Origin of the sequence: Desulforamulus reducens MI-1 (assembly GCF_000016165.1) — a bacterium.
Taxonomy (GTDB): Bacteria; Bacillota; Desulfotomaculia; order Desulfotomaculales; family Desulfotomaculaceae; genus Desulfotomaculum; species Desulfotomaculum reducens.
In genome coordinates, this window is sequence record NC_009253.1 from 1228904 (window position 1) to 1244970 (window position 16067).

15 protein-coding genes and 1 other annotated feature are annotated in these 16067 nt (G+C 42.0%); of the genes, 11 read left to right on the forward strand and 4 right to left on the reverse strand.

The window, feature by feature from the left end; genetic code table 11:
• Nucleotides 1–28 precede the first annotated feature (28 nt).
• The 6 genes from DRED_RS06230 (at nt 29) to DRED_RS06255 (ending at nt 5588) form a co-directional block, all read left to right on the forward strand.
• Complete coding sequence (locus DRED_RS06230; RefSeq protein ID WP_011877517.1) at nt 29–919, forward strand: YIEGIA family protein; 891 nt, start codon at nt 29–31, stop codon at nt 917–919.
• 2 nt (nt 920–921) lie between these two features.
• On the forward strand, nt 922–1122 hold the full coding sequence (locus DRED_RS06235; RefSeq protein ID WP_238442588.1) for a capping complex subunit for YIEGIA: 201 nt from the start codon (nt 922–924) through the stop codon (nt 1120–1122).
• A gap of 61 nt (nt 1123–1183) precedes the next feature.
• Nucleotides 1184–2503, forward strand: a complete 1320-nt coding sequence (locus tag DRED_RS06240) for a DUF512 domain-containing protein (RefSeq protein ID WP_011877519.1) — start codon at nt 1184–1186, stop codon at nt 2501–2503.
• 63 nt (nt 2504–2566) lie between these two features.
• The gene (gene der / locus DRED_RS06245; protein WP_011877520.1) at nt 2567–3886 is read left to right on the forward strand and encodes a ribosome biogenesis GTPase Der; all 1320 of its coding nucleotides are present in this window, start codon (nt 2567–2569) and stop codon (nt 3884–3886) included.
• Nucleotides 3887–3934: 48 nt separating this feature from the next.
• The gene (plsY, locus tag DRED_RS06250) at nt 3935–4537 is read left to right on the forward strand and encodes a glycerol-3-phosphate 1-O-acyltransferase PlsY (protein ID WP_011877521.1); all 603 of its coding nucleotides are present in this window, start codon (nt 3935–3937) and stop codon (nt 4535–4537) included.
• Between the two features lie 16 nt (nt 4538–4553).
• The gene (locus DRED_RS06255) at nt 4554–5588 is read left to right on the forward strand and encodes an NAD(P)H-dependent glycerol-3-phosphate dehydrogenase (RefSeq protein WP_011877522.1); all 1035 of its coding nucleotides are present in this window, start codon (nt 4554–4556) and stop codon (nt 5586–5588) included.
• A 62-nt stretch (nt 5589–5650) separates the two neighbouring features.
• Here the strand turns inward: DRED_RS06255 and DRED_RS06260 are convergent, their stop codons facing one another.
• Entirely contained in the window at nt 5651–5833 is a 183-nt protein-coding gene (locus DRED_RS06260) for a hypothetical protein (protein WP_041274499.1), read from the reverse strand.
• Nucleotides 5834–6411: 578 nt separating this feature from the next.
• Between DRED_RS06260 and spoIVA the strand changes: the two genes are divergently transcribed.
• The 5 genes from spoIVA to DRED_RS06285 all read left to right on the forward strand — a co-directional run bounded on the left by spoIVA (nt 6412) and on the right by DRED_RS06285 (nt 12151).
• Nucleotides 6412–7890, forward strand: a complete 1479-nt coding sequence (gene spoIVA / locus DRED_RS06265; protein ID WP_011877523.1) for a stage IV sporulation protein A — start codon at nt 6412–6414, stop codon at nt 7888–7890.
• A gap of 303 nt (nt 7891–8193) precedes the next feature.
• Nucleotides 8194–8640 (forward strand): ACT domain-containing protein, encoded by a 447-nt coding sequence (locus tag DRED_RS06270; protein ID WP_011877524.1) that lies wholly within the window; start codon nt 8194–8196, stop codon nt 8638–8640.
• 20 nt (nt 8641–8660) lie between these two features.
• The gene (locus DRED_RS06275) at nt 8661–9953 is read left to right on the forward strand and encodes a homoserine dehydrogenase (RefSeq protein ID WP_011877525.1); all 1293 of its coding nucleotides are present in this window, start codon (nt 8661–8663) and stop codon (nt 9951–9953) included.
• Nucleotides 9954–9957: 4 nt separating this feature from the next.
• Entirely contained in the window at nt 9958–10863 is a 906-nt protein-coding gene (gene thrB, locus DRED_RS06280) for a homoserine kinase (RefSeq protein ID WP_011877526.1), read from the forward strand.
• 49 nt (nt 10864–10912) lie between these two features.
• Nucleotides 10913–12151 carry an aspartate kinase gene (locus tag DRED_RS06285; RefSeq protein ID WP_011877527.1) on the forward strand — a complete coding sequence of 413 codons (1239 nt, stop codon included), beginning with the start codon at nt 10913–10915 and terminating at the stop codon, nt 12149–12151.
• 242 nt (nt 12152–12393) lie between these two features.
• Here DRED_RS06285 and proC read toward each other — a convergent pair whose 3' ends face one another.
• The 3 genes from proC to proB are packed head-to-tail and all read right to left on the reverse strand — an operon-like array spanning nt 12394 to nt 15593.
• Nucleotides 12394–13239: a pyrroline-5-carboxylate reductase gene (proC, locus tag DRED_RS06290; RefSeq protein WP_011877528.1), complete on the reverse strand. Its 846-nt coding sequence runs from the start codon at nt 13237–13239 to the stop codon at nt 12394–12396.
• A gap of 18 nt (nt 13240–13257) precedes the next feature.
• Entirely contained in the window at nt 13258–14505 is a 1248-nt protein-coding gene (locus tag DRED_RS06295; RefSeq protein WP_011877529.1) for a glutamate-5-semialdehyde dehydrogenase, read from the reverse strand.
• Nucleotides 14493–15593: a glutamate 5-kinase gene (gene proB / locus DRED_RS06300; protein ID WP_011877530.1), complete on the reverse strand. Its 1101-nt coding sequence runs from the start codon at nt 15591–15593 to the stop codon at nt 14493–14495. Before proB ends, DRED_RS06295 begins: the two co-directional genes overlap by 13 nt.
• A 70-nt stretch (nt 15594–15663) precedes the next feature.
• Nucleotides 15664–15872 (reverse strand) — a binding site (T-box leader).
• Nucleotides 15873–16067: the final 195 nt, after the last annotated feature.

Below are 16067 nucleotides of genomic sequence, written 5' to 3' on the forward strand. Positions count from 1 at the left end.
AGATGCCAGGACATAAAAGAGGTGTGAAATGGAAAAATACCTATTGGTTACGGTTATTGGGATTGCAGCGGGCTTTTTATCTAGAGTTGCTCTGTTGCGGGTGGACTATCGCCAATATCCCGGTTATCCACACGGTTTTGTAACCCATCTGTCACTGGGATTTATTGCAGCTTCCTTGGGGGCCATAGCGGTGCCTGCGCTGGTAGAACCGGATTATGCTGCATTCACTTTTTTAGCTCTGGCAGCTCAACAATTTAGAGATATTCGAAGCATGGAAAGACAAACCTTGGAAAGCTTAGAAGAAAGTGAATTAGTACAGAGAGGCAAAGATTATATTGAGGGTATAGCCAGAACCTTTGAAGCTCGTAATTATTTAGTGATGGCCACGTCCTTTTTAACTGCCTTAATAGTTCAATATATGGGTTTTATTGTAGGTATAGCCGCAGGGATTGTTTTAGTATTGATCAGCCTGTTGTTTAAATCAGGTAACACCATTGGTGATATTTGTGAAGTGCTGCCTGCTAAGTTGCATTTTAAAGATACCATTTTGCATGTGGAGCATATCAATATCATGTCTGTGGGTCTTAAAGAGCGTCGTAAGAAAATATTACAGGATGGACTTGGTGTATTAATAAAACCTAAAAATGATGATGCTAGAGCCACCATTCACGACATTGGCCAGAGGTTGGCCATTGCGCATACTGCGGGGACGATACTGGGAACGAAAAAAGATGTGGATTTGCCAGAATTTACACCAATGTTAAGAAAAGACCCGGATACTGGGCAGGTAGGATTTTATATTGTACCCAATGAACCAGATATAAAGGCTTTGGTAGAAGCGGTTAAGAAGACGCCGGTATTGGAAAGTGCTGCTTCCAGACCCTTGAAGTCCAAGGCCGGAAGATATGCGGCAGATTAACCATGAAGGGGGAGGTAGATCTGTCTAAGGGAAGCATCGTGGCAGCAGTCACCATTGTGCCGGATAATATTCAGGGAGATGTCCCCATTATTATAGCAAAGGATGAGGACGATCGAGAAAAATTGGCTGGCCATATTGCAAATGTTTTACAAAGTACTGTTCATGATCTAGGTAATGGAACCTATATAATTGTTCAACACTAAACTTGACTAATAATGGTAGATGGTGGATAATTGATGCAGTACGTCCACGGGGAGTTTTGTGATGAAAAACAATGGTTTATACATAACAGATGTTGAAAATGGCAGTATTGCAGAGGAAATAGGTATTCAACCTGGAGATCGCCTGGTTGCCATTAATAAAGAGCCTATACGAGATGTTTTAGATTATCGATTCCTTTGTGCCAACGAAGAAGTGCTGGCTAAGATAGTCACTGCCAGTGGTGAAGAATGGGAAATTGAAATTGAGAAGGATTATGAAGATGATCTGGGGTTGGATTTTGGCGAGCATTCCTTTGGGCCAATTAGACGATGCCATAATCGTTGCCTCTTTTGTTTTGTGGATCAGATGGCTCCGAGCATGCGAGAATCTCTGTATATAAAAGACGATGATTATCGTCTTTCTTTTTGGCAGGGTAATTTTGTATCCTTGACCAATGTTAAGGATGAAGAACTGAAACGAATCATAGACCAAAAACTAGGGCCATTATATATATCTGTGCATACAACAAACTCTGAATTACGCTGTCGCATGCTAAACAATCGCCATGCCGGAAAAATACTGGAACAACTTAAGATGCTTGCTGAGGCGGGTATTGAAATGCAAACCCAGGTTGTATTATGCCCAGGCATCAACGATGGCGAAGAACTGAAGCGAACCATCCGTGACTTAGCCCTGCTATGGCCGCAAGTACACTCCCTGGCAGTGGTTCCAGTGGGTGTTACAAAATACAGGGAAGGGCTCTATAGCCTGCGAACCTTTACTGAGACAGAGGCACAAGGAGTTATTGATCTCATTGAAGATTATCAGAATAAATTTATGAGTCTTTGGGACTATCCCTTTGTTTATGCATCCGATGAATTTTACGTAATGGCAGGAAAACCAATCCCACCTACCGAAAATTATGGGGACTTTCCTCAAACAGAAAATGGCATTGGTCTTGCGAGATTATTTTTGGATGAATGGGCAGAGGTTGAAGAGGAGTTACCCAATGAAATTGATGATCACCGTCGAATAACACTGGTAACGGGTACCTCTGGTGAAACCTTTTTAAGGCTTGTGACTGATCGATTAAACCTTATCAAAGGGCTAACCGTAGAACTAAGGGTAGTACAAAACAATTTCTTTGGCAATACAGTGACCGTTACGGGGCTTTTAACAGCCGGGGATATCATAGGGGCCTTAAAGGGCAAAGAAATAGGAGACTTATTGGTGCTTCCTACAGTTATGCTTAGAAACGGAGAAGAAGTGTTCTTAGATGATTTAAGGGTAAGTGATGTTTCAGAGCAACTGGGAGTATCAGTAACTGTGGCAGAAGGACCTCGTGATTTGGTTGAGATTGTTTTAGGATTAGACGAGAAATAAAGTGGTAAAACTTTAACTGAAATTATTGTATAGTTATATTATTTTAGAAAAGAGGGAAAACCCTTGCCCAAACCCATAGTAGCAATTGTCGGACGACCCAACGTTGGGAAGTCCACACTCTTTAACCGTATTGTTGGTGCCCGTATTGCCATAGTAGAAGATATGCCTGGTGTAACCAGAGACAGATTATATCAGGATGCCGAATGGCAGGGGCGCGAATTTACCCTGGTTGATACCGGTGGTTTAGATTTTGCAGAAGATATCATCACCGCACAAATTAGAAAGCAAGCTGAATTAGCAATCTATGAAGCAGATATAATCCTATTTGTGGTGGATGCCAGAGAGGGCTTAACTGCCATCGATGAGGAAGTAGGCAGGACCCTGAGAAGGGCTGACAAACCTGTTATCTTGGTGGCTAACAAAGTTGAACATTTTGATAAGATTCCTTACTATGACTTTTATCAATTGGGACTGGGCGATCCGGTGCCTGTATCTGCCGCAGAGGGCTTAAATACTGGCGATTTATTGGATGAATTAGTTAAGAACTTGCCGGCCCAAGATGAAGACCCCTATCCGCCGGATACCATTCGTATTGCTGTTATTGGCAGGCCCAATGTTGGAAAATCATCCTTGGTAAATACTATTTTGGGGGAAGAACGGGTTATTGTAAGTAACATTCCCGGCACCACCAGAGATGCCATTGACTCCTCCTTTGAGAAAAATGGGAAAAATTATGTTTTGGTTGATACTGCGGGGATGAGACGACGGAAAAAAATTGACCTGCCAACTGAGAGATATAGCGTTGTCCGTGCCTTGAGGGCAGTGGACCGCTGCGATGTGGCATTAATGGTTTTTGATGCAACCGAAGGGATAGCCGAACAGGATAAAAGAATTGTTGGATATGCCCATGAAAAAGGCAAAGCGATTATTTTGATTATTAATAAGTGGGATCTTATAGAAAAAGACGACAAAACCATGAATCGCTTTGAAAAAAAAATACGGGAAGAATTGGCATTCTTAGACTATGTACCCACTTTGTATATCTCGGCGTTAACCAAACAGCGTGTCCCAAAGGTTCTTGAAACAGTGGATTTTGTAGCGGAAGAGGCCAGTAAACGTGTGGCCACTGCAGATCTGAACAATCTAATCCGTGAAGCGACCCAGCACAACCCGCCTCCGGCTGATAAACATCGCCGATTAAAGATTTTCTATGCAACCCAGGGGGGTGTAAAACCACCAACTTTTATTTTGTTTGTTAATGAACCGGAAATCATGCATTTCTCATATCAACGTTACTTGGAAAATAAAATAAGAGATACCTACGGTTTTAAAGGTACCCCTATTCGGTTTTTCCTGCGAAAAAGAGAAGGCAAGGACATCTAGGACTTGTCTCCTCGATTTTAACTTTTAAGTGATTCGGAGGAATAAATATTGGTTCATATAACCACAGTAATGATAATTATTGGGGCATATTTAATCGGATCGATTCCCTTCGGGTTTCTTTTAGCTTATTTTTGGAAGGGAATCGATATCCGTAAGTGTGGTAGTGGGAACATTGGTGCTACCAATGTATGGCGCACACTTGGCAAAGTCCCGGGTATGATAGTATTAATTTTAGATATGATAAAGGGGATCTCAGCTGTTTTACTTGCTAAACAGCTAGAGAATACAGATATTGCTGTGCTGGGTGTTGCCCTTGCCGTTATGGCTGGCCATAGCTGGCCCCTATGGCTGAGATTTAAGGGTGGTAAAATTATCGCCACCGGTGCAGGCGCAATTTTAGCACTCTCACCGATGCCTTTGTTATTAGCTTTTTTAGTATGGCTAACGACAGTTGTTGTCAGCCGCTATGTTTCACTGGGTTCTATCCTGGGTGCAGTTTCTTTGCCCATTTGGATGGCTTTATTGAACCAAAATAGACATTATTTGATTTTCTCGGTATTAGTCGCTTCCTTTGCTGTTTGGAAACATTCATCAAATATAGGGCGCCTGATCAAGGGAACTGAGTTTAAAATAGGACAAAAGAAAACATAGGATTGGGGGACTGGGAATGGCCAAGGTAGCAATGATCGGGGCTGGCAGTTGGGCAACAGCTTTGGCCCAGGTGTTGGCCCAAAACAACAATTCTGTGCTTCTCTGGGCAAGAAGGCCGGAACTGGCCCAGTTAATAAACGAAGGGGAAAACAAAAGATACCTTCCCGGTGTTCAATTGCACCCTTCTCTTTCAGCAGATACTGATTTGGAAAAAGTTCTACACCAAGCAGAGGCTGTAGTATTTGGTGTTCCTTCCCATGGATTTCGGGAACTGTTACAGAAATCCCGGCCCTATATAAAATCTGATGCTTTCATTATTAATGTAGCAAAGGGCTTGGAAGAAAGCACCCTTCTACGACTATCAGAAGTATGTGCCAGTGAATTTGGGGAAGCAGTATTAAGCCGTTATGCGGTTCTTTCCGGCCCCAGTCATGCAGAGGAAGTGGGACTAAATATTCCTACGGCTGTGGTTGCCGCTGCCCAAGAGATTAGAATGGCAGAATACGTGCAGGATCTATTTATGTCACAGGACTTCCGTGTCTATACTAATCCGGATTTAGTGGGAGTGGAATTAGGTGGAGCCTTAAAAAACATTATCGCTCTGGGTACAGGTATTGCTGACGGTTTGGGGTTTGGAGATAATACAAAAGCAGCTATGATGACAAGGGGTCTAGCCGAAATTACTCGACTGGGATATAGTATGGGAGCAAATCTTTTAACCTTTGCAGGATTAGCAGGTGTAGGTGATTTGATTGTAACCTGTACTAGCATGCATAGCCGAAATAGAAGGTGCGGTATTGCAATCGGTCAAGGTAAAACTATTCAGGAAGCTGTGGAAAGTGTAAACATGGTGGTGGAAGGCATACGTACTACTCACGTTGCCTGGGAGTTAGCTAAGAATCAAGGAGTGGAAATGCCTATCACGGAGCAAACCTATCAGGTATTATTTCATGGACTGTCTCCAAGAGATGCTGTTTTAAATTTAATGGGCAGAGGAAAAAAGAACGAGGTCGAAGAATTGTCCTTAGCAACATACAATATAATACAATAAGTTTTTCAAAAAGAGCAGGGTCTATGACCCTGCTCTTTTTGAGTATGTTGATAAACCTCTCTTTACTTTTTATTCCACTTACCCCCGAATAAATTTCCTAAATCAAAGGGAAATGGGGGTAAAGCTGGCTTTTGAGGCTGCTTTGGCTCAATTGGTTTTTGAACCGTGGGTTTAGCAACTGGTTTTTGCTTAGTTTTTTTTCCAGGTTTATTTAGACCGGGGCCAAATCCATATCCATAGCCCATTTATAAAACCTCCTTTTTGTAGTCAATATATGGAGCTATTTCAAATTGGTGACATTTTAGCAGTTAATCTTTTGGGTATAGAATGTATAAATTTTACGATATGCATAAGGGCCTACGCCGTCGCCTATAGGCTCTCGTGCCCTATAGGGTATGGCATAAGCCAAATTTTCTTTAAAATATTATAGTAAATTAAAGTGTCCTTGGTAGTCATAAAGGGACAAATATTAAATATCTTTTATCAATAGAGAGTAATACTAGAGTCACTAGAGATGATATAAAATTTCTGTCATAAAGTACCTGGAAGTACATATATATATAATGTTAATGTATGTCAATGGAAAGAAATTCAGGAAGAAGGGACTACCTTTCTCCTGGTATAAAAGAAATTATAAACTTTACGACATGCATAAGGCAAATTAGGCCTCCGCCTACTGTAAAAAACTTGGCGGAAGCCAAGTTTTTCTAACCAATATCAGTTTTCCGGTCTCTACGGTCCATTATCGCGGAGGAGGGATGCAGTATTTCTATATAAACTTCCCTAATATTTTTTTGAATTTTAGAAGGAGGGGATAAACGGAATGGAAAAGATGGATATCTTCCGCGATATAGCGGAGAGGACCGGGGGAGATATCTACCTCGGTGTAGTTGGCGGGGTGCGGACCGGTAAATCCACTTTTATTAAAAGATTTATGGAGTTAGCCGTCATTCCAAATATTAAAAATGTGTATGATAAAGAACGGGCTAAGGATGAACTTCCTCAGAGCGGTGCAGGACGAACAATCATGACCACTGAGCCCAAGTTTGTTCCTAATGAGGCTATTGAAATTACTGTTAACCCTAGCCTTAAGGTAAATATGCGGTTAGTGGATTGTGTAGGATACCGTGTACTGGGTGCACTGGGATATGAAGAGGAAGAAGGCCCCCGAATGGTTACAACACCATGGTATGAAGAGCCAATTCCTTTTCAGGAAGCTGCTGAGATTGGTACCAGAAAAGTTATATCCGAACATTCCACCATTGGTGTAGTTGTAACTACCGATGGGACCATTACAGATATTACTAGAGAGAATTATATTGATGCTGAAGAAAGAGTCATAGAAGAGCTAAAAGATATTAATAAGCCCTTTATCCTGCTTCTTAACTCTATCAAACCCCAAGCCAGTGAAACAATTCAACTGGCAAATGAATTAGAAGAAAAATATGACGTTCCGGTTCTGCCAATTGATTGTGCCGAATTAAAACAACAGGATATTCTTAAAATTTTAGAACAAGTTCTCTTTGAATTCCCAGTTAACGAAGTTAATATTAGTCTGCCTCTCTGGATCGAGGAACTGGATGGTAAGCACTGGCTCAGAGAAAGCTTTGAAGATGCTGTCAAGGATACTGTACGGCATGTACGACGTTTACGGGATATTGAAACAGCCGTAAGTAACCTTGATGAGTATGAATTTGTGCATCAGGTCAACTTAAAACACATGAATATGGGTACAGGCTCAGCATCCATAGAAATGGTGGCCAAGTCAGACCTTTTCTACCGAATATTGACCGAAGAAACTGGTTTTGAAATTGGAGGGGATCATCATCTTTATAGACTGATGAAAGACCTGGCTGTGGCCAAACGGGAGTTTGATAAGGTATCCACTGCATTACAAGAAGTACGTGATACAGGCTACGGAGTTGTTACACCGAGACTGGATGAAATGAATCTGGAAGAACCAGAATTAATTCGTCAAGGCAATCGTTTTGGGGTAAAATTAAAGGCAAGTGCCCCTTCCCTACATGTTATTCGGGCAGATATAACCACAGAGATTACACCCATAATTGGAACCGAAAAACAATGCGAAGAATTGGTACAATATATGTTGGCTGGTTTTGACGAGAACCCTCAAAAAATCTGGGAGTCAGAAATCTTTGGTAAAACACTACATGATTTGGTACGTGAAGGAATACAAAATAAACTGCACAGAATGCCGGAAAATGCCCAAGTTAAATTGCAAGAGACGTTGCAAAGAATTGTTAACGAAGGCAGTGGCGGTCTAATTTGTATTATTATATAATTTTAGATAGATAACCCCACAGGTTCATATTGTCTGTGGGGTTATCTCTATTTATAAAATATAATAATATTAATAAATATCTCAAAGATATTTGGTAATAGTAATATTACATTTACTTGACTAAGCTCTTAGAGTGTGTCAAAGATCTTTTGCCCTTTAGGCTTGGCGCCAGGCCAAATTTTTCTAATAAAATACAGATACTAATAAAATATTAGTGTTGAAGTGTTATTTTTAGGATGGTATAATGTCTACTGTGAACAGATAATTATCCACTCAAAACGGACGAATGCGAGGTATAAGGTTGTGGCAAAAAGAGAACCCAAATACTTCTTAGTACAAGAAGATATTTTACCAGAAGCTATTTTAAAAACAGTGATGGCAAAGGACTTATTGCTAAAGGGTGCTGCAAATACCGTTAATGAGGCAGTTGAAAAAGTGGATCTAAGCAGAAGTGCTTTTTATAAATATAAGGATAAAGTGTTTCCATTCCATCAATGGAGTCGCGGAAAAATTGTGACTCTGGCATTGCTAATGGAACATCAACCGGGTGTCCTTTCTACGGTATTAAATATTATAGCTTCTGTCAAGGGCAGTATTTTAACGATTAACCAAAACCTACCTTTACAGGATATGGCCAACGCAACCCTTTCTGTTGAAACAGCCGAAATGAATCAGGATTTGGAAGAGTTATTACGAATTATTGGTGAAGTAGAAGGGGTTCGAGAAGTACGTCTAGTGGGACAGAATTAAGATTTCGGAAGGGGATTGTAATGGAAAAAGTGATTAAAATAGGTCTGTTGGGTTTAGGTACGGTTGGCCGAGGTGTATACCGCATCCTAGAAGAGAACAGAGAGAATATTCAGCGGCGTGCAGGCGTCAAGTTAGAAGTAAAAAGGATTTTAGTCCGTAGTCTGGAAAAGGAACGTGGGATTTCGATTCCAAATGATTACTTAACTACTAATATTAATGATATAACTAACGACCCAGAAATTAAAATTGTTGTGGAAGTGTTGGGGGGTATTCATCCCACGTTGGATTATGTACTGGAAGCTTTGAACAAAGGTAAAAGCGTTGTTACAGCCAATAAAGATATGGTAGCACAGCATGGTCAGCGCCTTTTTAAAGCAGCTCAGAATAACCAATGTGACTTGCTGTTTGAAGCCAGTGTGGCAGGTGGTATTCCCATTATTCGTACTCTAAAACAGAGTCTAGCTGGGAACTGCATCGAAGAAGTTTTTGGTATCATTAATGGAACAACTAACTATATGTTGACCAAAATGTCCCAAGGGGGCTGCGAATTTGGAGATGTCCTTCAAGAAGCACAGGCTAAGGGCTATGCTGAGGCAGACCCGACTTCTGATGTTGAGGGTTTTGATGCAGCTAGAAAAATAGCTATTTTAGCTTCCATAGCCTTTAATTCAAGGGTGCAGTTAAATGAAGTATATACCGAAGGGATCACCCGTATAACAGCAGATGATATTGCTTATGCCGGCGAATTGGGATATAACATAAAATTATTGGGCATTGCCAAAGACAGGACTGAGGGGATTGAGGTTCGGGTTCACCCAACCTTTATTCCAAAGGATCACCCCTTAGCGACGGTGGGGGATGTATTTAATGCCGTATTTGTTCGTGGTAATGCTGTGGGAGATACGATGTTTTATGGCAAGGGTGCTGGGGAACTTCCCACCGCCAGTGCAGTGGTTGCTGATATTATGGATGCAGCAAGGGATATTGTAAGAAATGTTCCGGGATTTATTGGTTGTACTTGTTTTAGAGAGAAACCTGTATTAGGTATTGGGGAAACCATTAGTAAGTATTATATTCGACTTAAGGTAGCGGATAAGCCGGGGGTTCTGGCTTCTATAGCTTTAGTTTTTGGTAACAAAGAAGTCAGCCTTAAGTCTGTTATACAAAAGGAAGCCACGGGTAAGACGGCTGAACTGGTATTGGTGACCCATCGAGTGCAGGAACAAAATGTTCAAGATGCTTTAATGGATATTAAACAGTTATCTTCTGTTCTAGAAATTGCTAACGTAATTCGAGTTGAAGGGGAAAAGTAAAAACATGATAGCAGAAACCATTAAGGTTCAAGTTCCGGCCACCACTGCTAATATGGGCCCTGGTTTTGATTGTTTAGGAATGGCACTGGGGTTATACAATGAAATTCATATGAGCCTGTCTCCCGGTAAATTATTTATAGACGTCCAGGGAGAAGGGGCAGAAGATATAAAAAGGGATGAAACTAATATTGTCTGGCAGGCGGCCCAACGAGTTTTTCAAGAACTGGATTTAGAGAATCCGGGACTGACAATCAAACTAATTAATCAAATTCCAACCTCCAGGGGCCTGGGAAGCAGTGCAGCGGCCATTGTTGGAGGCTTAATTGCAGCCAACCAGCTTACCGGGGGAATTCTGGATCAGGATCGCCTGCTTGGGTTGGCAACTGAACTGGAAGGTCATCCAGATAATGTTGCACCAGCCCTCCTGGGGGGGATTGTTATCTCAGTAGTGGCAGAAGGAGAAGTACATTATATTAAGATAAATCCTCCAGAAGATTTAAATACGGTGGTTGCCATCCCTGATTTTTTGCTATCCACACGGAAGGCCCGGGAAGTATTACCAAAGACAGTCAGCTTAAGGGATGCTATTTTTAACCTGAGTCACACTGCCCTGTTGGTTGGAGCCCTATGCGAAAAACGTTTAGATTTGTTGTCCGTGGCCGGGAAAGATGTATTACACCAACCATACCGTGCCAGTTTAATTCCAGGTATGAAAGAAGTGATCCAAGCCGCCAATGAAGCGGGTGCCTTAAACGTGACATTAAGCGGGGCAGGTCCCACTGTTATTGCCCTGACCAGTGGATTTTCAGAAGAAATTGCTCGCTCCATGGAACAAACCTTTCAAAGGGCGAACGTCAAATGCCAGGTGAAAATGCTAAAACCGGCGGTTGAAGGAACTATAATTTTGTGATTTAATATTTTATATAGTTAAAGCATTACATCAGAGAGGCGGTAACAAAATGCTGGTTGTCAAAAAATTTGGCGGGAGTTCAGTGGCAGATCCCGAACGAATAAAGAGAGTGGCTAGAAGAGTTGTAGAAGAGCATCAAAAGGGAAATCAGGTGGTAGTAACTGTATCGGCCATGGGTGATACCACAGATGATTTAGTTAGTTTGGCAAAACAAGTAACGAATGATCCCTCCGAAAGGGAAATGGATATGTTACTCTCCACAGGAGAACAAATATCCATAGCTCTTTTATCAATGGCAATTCGCGATTTAGGGTCCGATGTAATATCTCTTACTGGTGGACAAGTTGGTATTTATACTGATGATGTGCACAGCAAAGCCAAAATTTTAAAAATAGAAACCAGTCGAGTAAAGGAAGAATTGGAACAAGGGCGTGTTGTTGTTGTGGCTGGTTTCCAAGGAATCAAATCGAATCATGATATAACCACATTGGGTCGTGGTGGTTCTGACACCACTGCAGTGGCTTTAGCTGCAGCCCTGAAGGCAGATATCTGTGAGATATTTACAGATGTTGATGGTGTTTATACAACAGACCCAAGGTTGGTACCGGAGGCCAGCAAATTAAAAAATATTTCCTTTGATGAAATGCTGGAACTTGCCAGCTTAGGAGCACAAGTATTGCACCCCCGTTCAGTGGAGTTAGCAAAACAATATGGCATTCCCATTCATGTTCGCACCAGTTTTGATCATCGAGAAGGAACTATTGTTGAGGAGGCACCAAATATGGAAAATGCACCAGTGGTTAGTGGAGTTGCCCATGATTATAACGTTGCCAAAATTGGCTTATTTGATGTACCCGATCAGCCTGGCGTAGCCAAGAAAATCTTTAAGGCTTTGTCAAAGCATAATCTTAATGTAGATATGATTATTCAAAGTGCTATGCGAAACAACATGAATGATATTGGTTTTACCACAACCCAGGATGATCTTAGGAAAGCCCTACAAACCATTGAGGCTATTCAGCAAGAAGTAGGCTTTAGAGGCTACAATCACGATGAAGATGTGGCAAAGGTATCCATTGTAGGAGCAGGGATGATTTCTCACCCGGGTGTAGCAGCAGATATGTTTGAAGCTCTGGCAGATGAAGGAATTAACCTTGAAATGATAACCACTTCAGAAATTAAAGTATCCTGTGTCATTAAAAGGTCTGAGACAGAAAAAGCAGTGAAGGCACTGCACAAGAAATTTAAACTGGACAACCTGGCAGAAGCTAGTATTTATAACAGATAACTAAAAAGAGAGTAAAAAATGATCTCCGCACCTGCGGGGATCATTTTTTACCGGGACATTCATTGGAACCCTTTGCCACAAAGATGGGGCCTTCACCGCAATCGCGCGGTGATTGAATTAATGACTTTTTATTATAAGTGACTTGAGCGGGTTCTTTTAGTTCTTTGGTAAGTTTATCTGTTATGTCAACTCACCTCCTGCTATTAGCATATGTTTAACAGGAGGATTTTAATCTTGGCAGATTATTTTTGAGCATATTGTTTCTCAATAATAACCCGCCCCAGTTCTTGGGAACGACGGGTGGCTTTAAGAATTGCTTTACGGAGGGTGTTTTGGAAGTCTCCCTTATTTAATTCATTAATGCCTGCCATGGTAGTTCCGTTTGGTGAAGTGACCTGACGTCTCAGTTCTTCGGGGTTTTCACCTGTCTCCATAAGCATTTTTGCTGCACCCAATAAAGTTTTTAAAACCAGGGGGCGGGCCAGTTCTCTGGGTATGCCGGCGGTCTCGCCGGCTTTTTCCATGGCTTCTACTAAATAATAAATGTAAGCGGGGCCACTGCCGGAAAGGCCTGTAACAGCATCCAATAGATGTTCTTCGACAACAACAACTTCACCCATCATGCAAAAAATCTCTTCGGCTAACTTAAGTTGATTCGGAGTGGTAAAGCGACCGGCACTAAGACCCGTAGCAGACTCCAGTATGGCACAGGAAGTATTAGGCATGGCCCGGATAACGGCAATTTGCGTATTTAGACTATCTTCAATGAGTGAAGTGGGTACACCTGCCAGGACAGAAATGATAATTTGGTTTTCTTGAGTGCTATCCCTAAGCTCATCCAAGGCGGCAAATACATCCTGGGGTTTCATTGCCAAGACAATAATATCAGCTTTGGCAGCGGCGGTTTGCTTATCTGTAACAGGAACAATACCATAGTAGTTACGTAGATAGTTTAAACGCTCAGTGTTACTGCGGTTTGCAACACGGATCTCACCGGGACGTACGATCCCAGCGGATAAAATTCCTTTTATCATAGATTCGCAAATATTACCGGCACCGACGAAAAAAAAGGTTTTTCCTTCTAACATTACTATAACCTCCTAACATTATGGACGGACCTGGCCGGTTCCTTTTACAACGTATTTATAGCTGGTTAGTTCCCGGAGACCCATAGGACCCCGGGCATGTAGTTTTTGAGTACTGATACCAATTTCTGCACCAAAGCCATACTCAAATCCATCGGTAAAACGGGTTGATGCATTGTGGTAAACTGCTGCTGCATCTACCTGACGTAAAAACTCTGCTGCGGTATTTTGGTTATTGGTTACAATGCTTTCAGAATGTCCGGAACTGTATTGTTGGATATGATCCAGGGCATCCTGGAAATCTTTCACAACTTTAATGGCTAATACAGGGGACAGAAATTCAGTGGCCCAGTCGCTATCTTCAGCTTTTTTAACTCCTGAAAGGATTTCAACAACCTTTGAGCAGCCTCGGATTTCCACACCACGTGTGTTTAGTTCCTGCACAGCTCCGGGGAGCCAATTTGCAGCAATTCCCTCATGAACCAGCAGGGATTCTGCGGCATTGCATACGCCATACCGCTGGCATTTGGCATTCAGTAGGATTTCAAGGGCCATGCCTGGATCTGCATCCACATCCACATACACATGACAGTTACCTACACCAGTTTCAATAACAGGCACAGTGGCATTTTCTACCACCCTTCGGATCAGGCCAGCACCACCTCTGGGAATAACTAAATCCAACAGACCGTTAAGTCTAAGCATTTCATCCACAGCTCCCCGGTCCTCGGAATCAACAAATTGTACGGTATCTTCCGGTATTGCAGTTTTGGCAAGACCTTTTTTAATGGCTGACACCAGAGCACGATTACTGTTTAAAGCACTGGAACTTCCTCTTAGTACCACAGCGCTGCCAGCCTTCAAACATAGGGCGCAGGTATCTACAGTTACGTTAGGACGGGCTTCGTAGACCATACCAATGACACCCATGGGTACACGAACCTTGGCAATCTCTAAACCATTGGGTCTTTGCCAGGTTTCCATAACTTGCCCCACGGGGTCTTCTAATTCAACGACCTGCTTGATTCCTTCCACCATACCATCAATGCGAGCAGAGGTTAGGGCTAGCCGATCCAATAGGGAGGGACTTAAACCCATTTTTTTACCATTGTCTAAATCCTTTCCATTGGCCTGTAGAATGGTCTCTTTATCCGCAAGTAACTGAGAAGCAATGGCTTCTAAAGCAGAATTTTTAGCTTCTGTATCCAAAACAGATAGTGTCCTGGCGGCGATTTTAGCTTTTTTAGCCAGATTCTTTACATTTGACATATAGAAAAACCCCTTTCACAGACTAACCAGTCCCGATTAATAACTTCCAATCCGTGACGTGTATTTTTGTTAACAAGGCGTAAATCCTCAGAAGAAAGGTTTGTTATACCCTTTGCCAGGACAACACCCTGTTCATCAGCAACTGATACAACGCTTCCTGCAGTGAAATCTCCCTTTATACCAATTATACCAACGGCCAGTAAACTTTTATGTCTTTCTGTAAGGGCCTTTACTGCGCCTTTGTCGATGAGCAAAGTTCCGCGTGTTATACTTCCATAGGCAATCCACTGTTTGCGACTTCTCAGAGTATGATCAGAGGGTTCAAAGGAAGTACCCAGTTTCTCGCCTGTAGCAATGCCTGATAAAATTGACGGTTCTTTTGCACTGGCCACCACGGTTCTTATGCCACTGCGGGCAGCAATACGAGCAGCAGCTAGTTTTGTTTTCATACCTCCGGTACCCACGGTACTACCACTATCACCAGCTAATTTAATTATGCTATCATCAATATGCTGAACTACCGGAATTAACTTTGCATTAGGGTCCTTCCTGGGGTCACCGTTATAGAGTCCATCGATGTCTGTAAGAAGAATAAGGAGTTCAGCTTCTACTAAACCTGCAACCAATGCACTTAGGGTATCGTTATCGCCAAAACGGATCTCGGCAAAGGTTACGGTATCATTCTCATTGACAATGGGCAAAACATGACGATTTAACAGTACATTTAGTGTGTTGCGGGCATTTAGGTAACGTTTACGATCCGCAAAATCTGCACGGGTAAGGAGAATTTGCCCAACCTTGATGCCCAAGGATTGAAATAACTCATTGTACTTTTCCATCAATAGCCCTTGACCAACGGCAGCGGCCGCCTGTCTTTCCGGCATCGTTAAATGAGTGCAGTTCCAACCGAGGTGACCCAATCCCGCAGCAACTGCTCCCGAAGATACAAGAATTGGTTGCCAACCTTGGTTAAAAAGCTTTGCCACAGCACTTGCGAGGGCTTTTAACTTGTATTCATCCAGTAATTTTTCACGATTCGTCAGGCTACTGCTACCGATTTTTATAACGATCCTTCTATGCTGTTCCAATCTTGTAGCCTCCTCTGGTTTTTCGATACTCTAAATAAAAACAGCTCTAAAAATAAAAAAACCTCCGCCCCCAAAGGACGAAAGGATTCTTTCGTGGTACCACCTTTATTAATGCAAAAATGCATTCACTTAATACCCGATATCGGAGGTGGCCGGCCCAGTTATCCCGAGCAGCTCTGGAGTGGGTTTTCAAAATCTTAGCCTAAGGAACCTTCCAGCCGCTGGATTCCTCTCTCTGCTAAGCATAGGATCTTTACTTTTCTCCTTCATCACTTCTATTAAGTTGCTTCAATTATAACTTTTCAGAAAGTGGAAAGTCAAGAAAGTGAAGTTGATTTATAGTTTACATAAAATTTTAAAAATTGTAGAAAAAAGTTTCGCATTTATGAAAAGAACCTAAACACTTAATTTTATGGAAAGATTTGTGACCTTATGAATAGTCACTACGTATGATAAAAATAAAAGGTTTTGGAA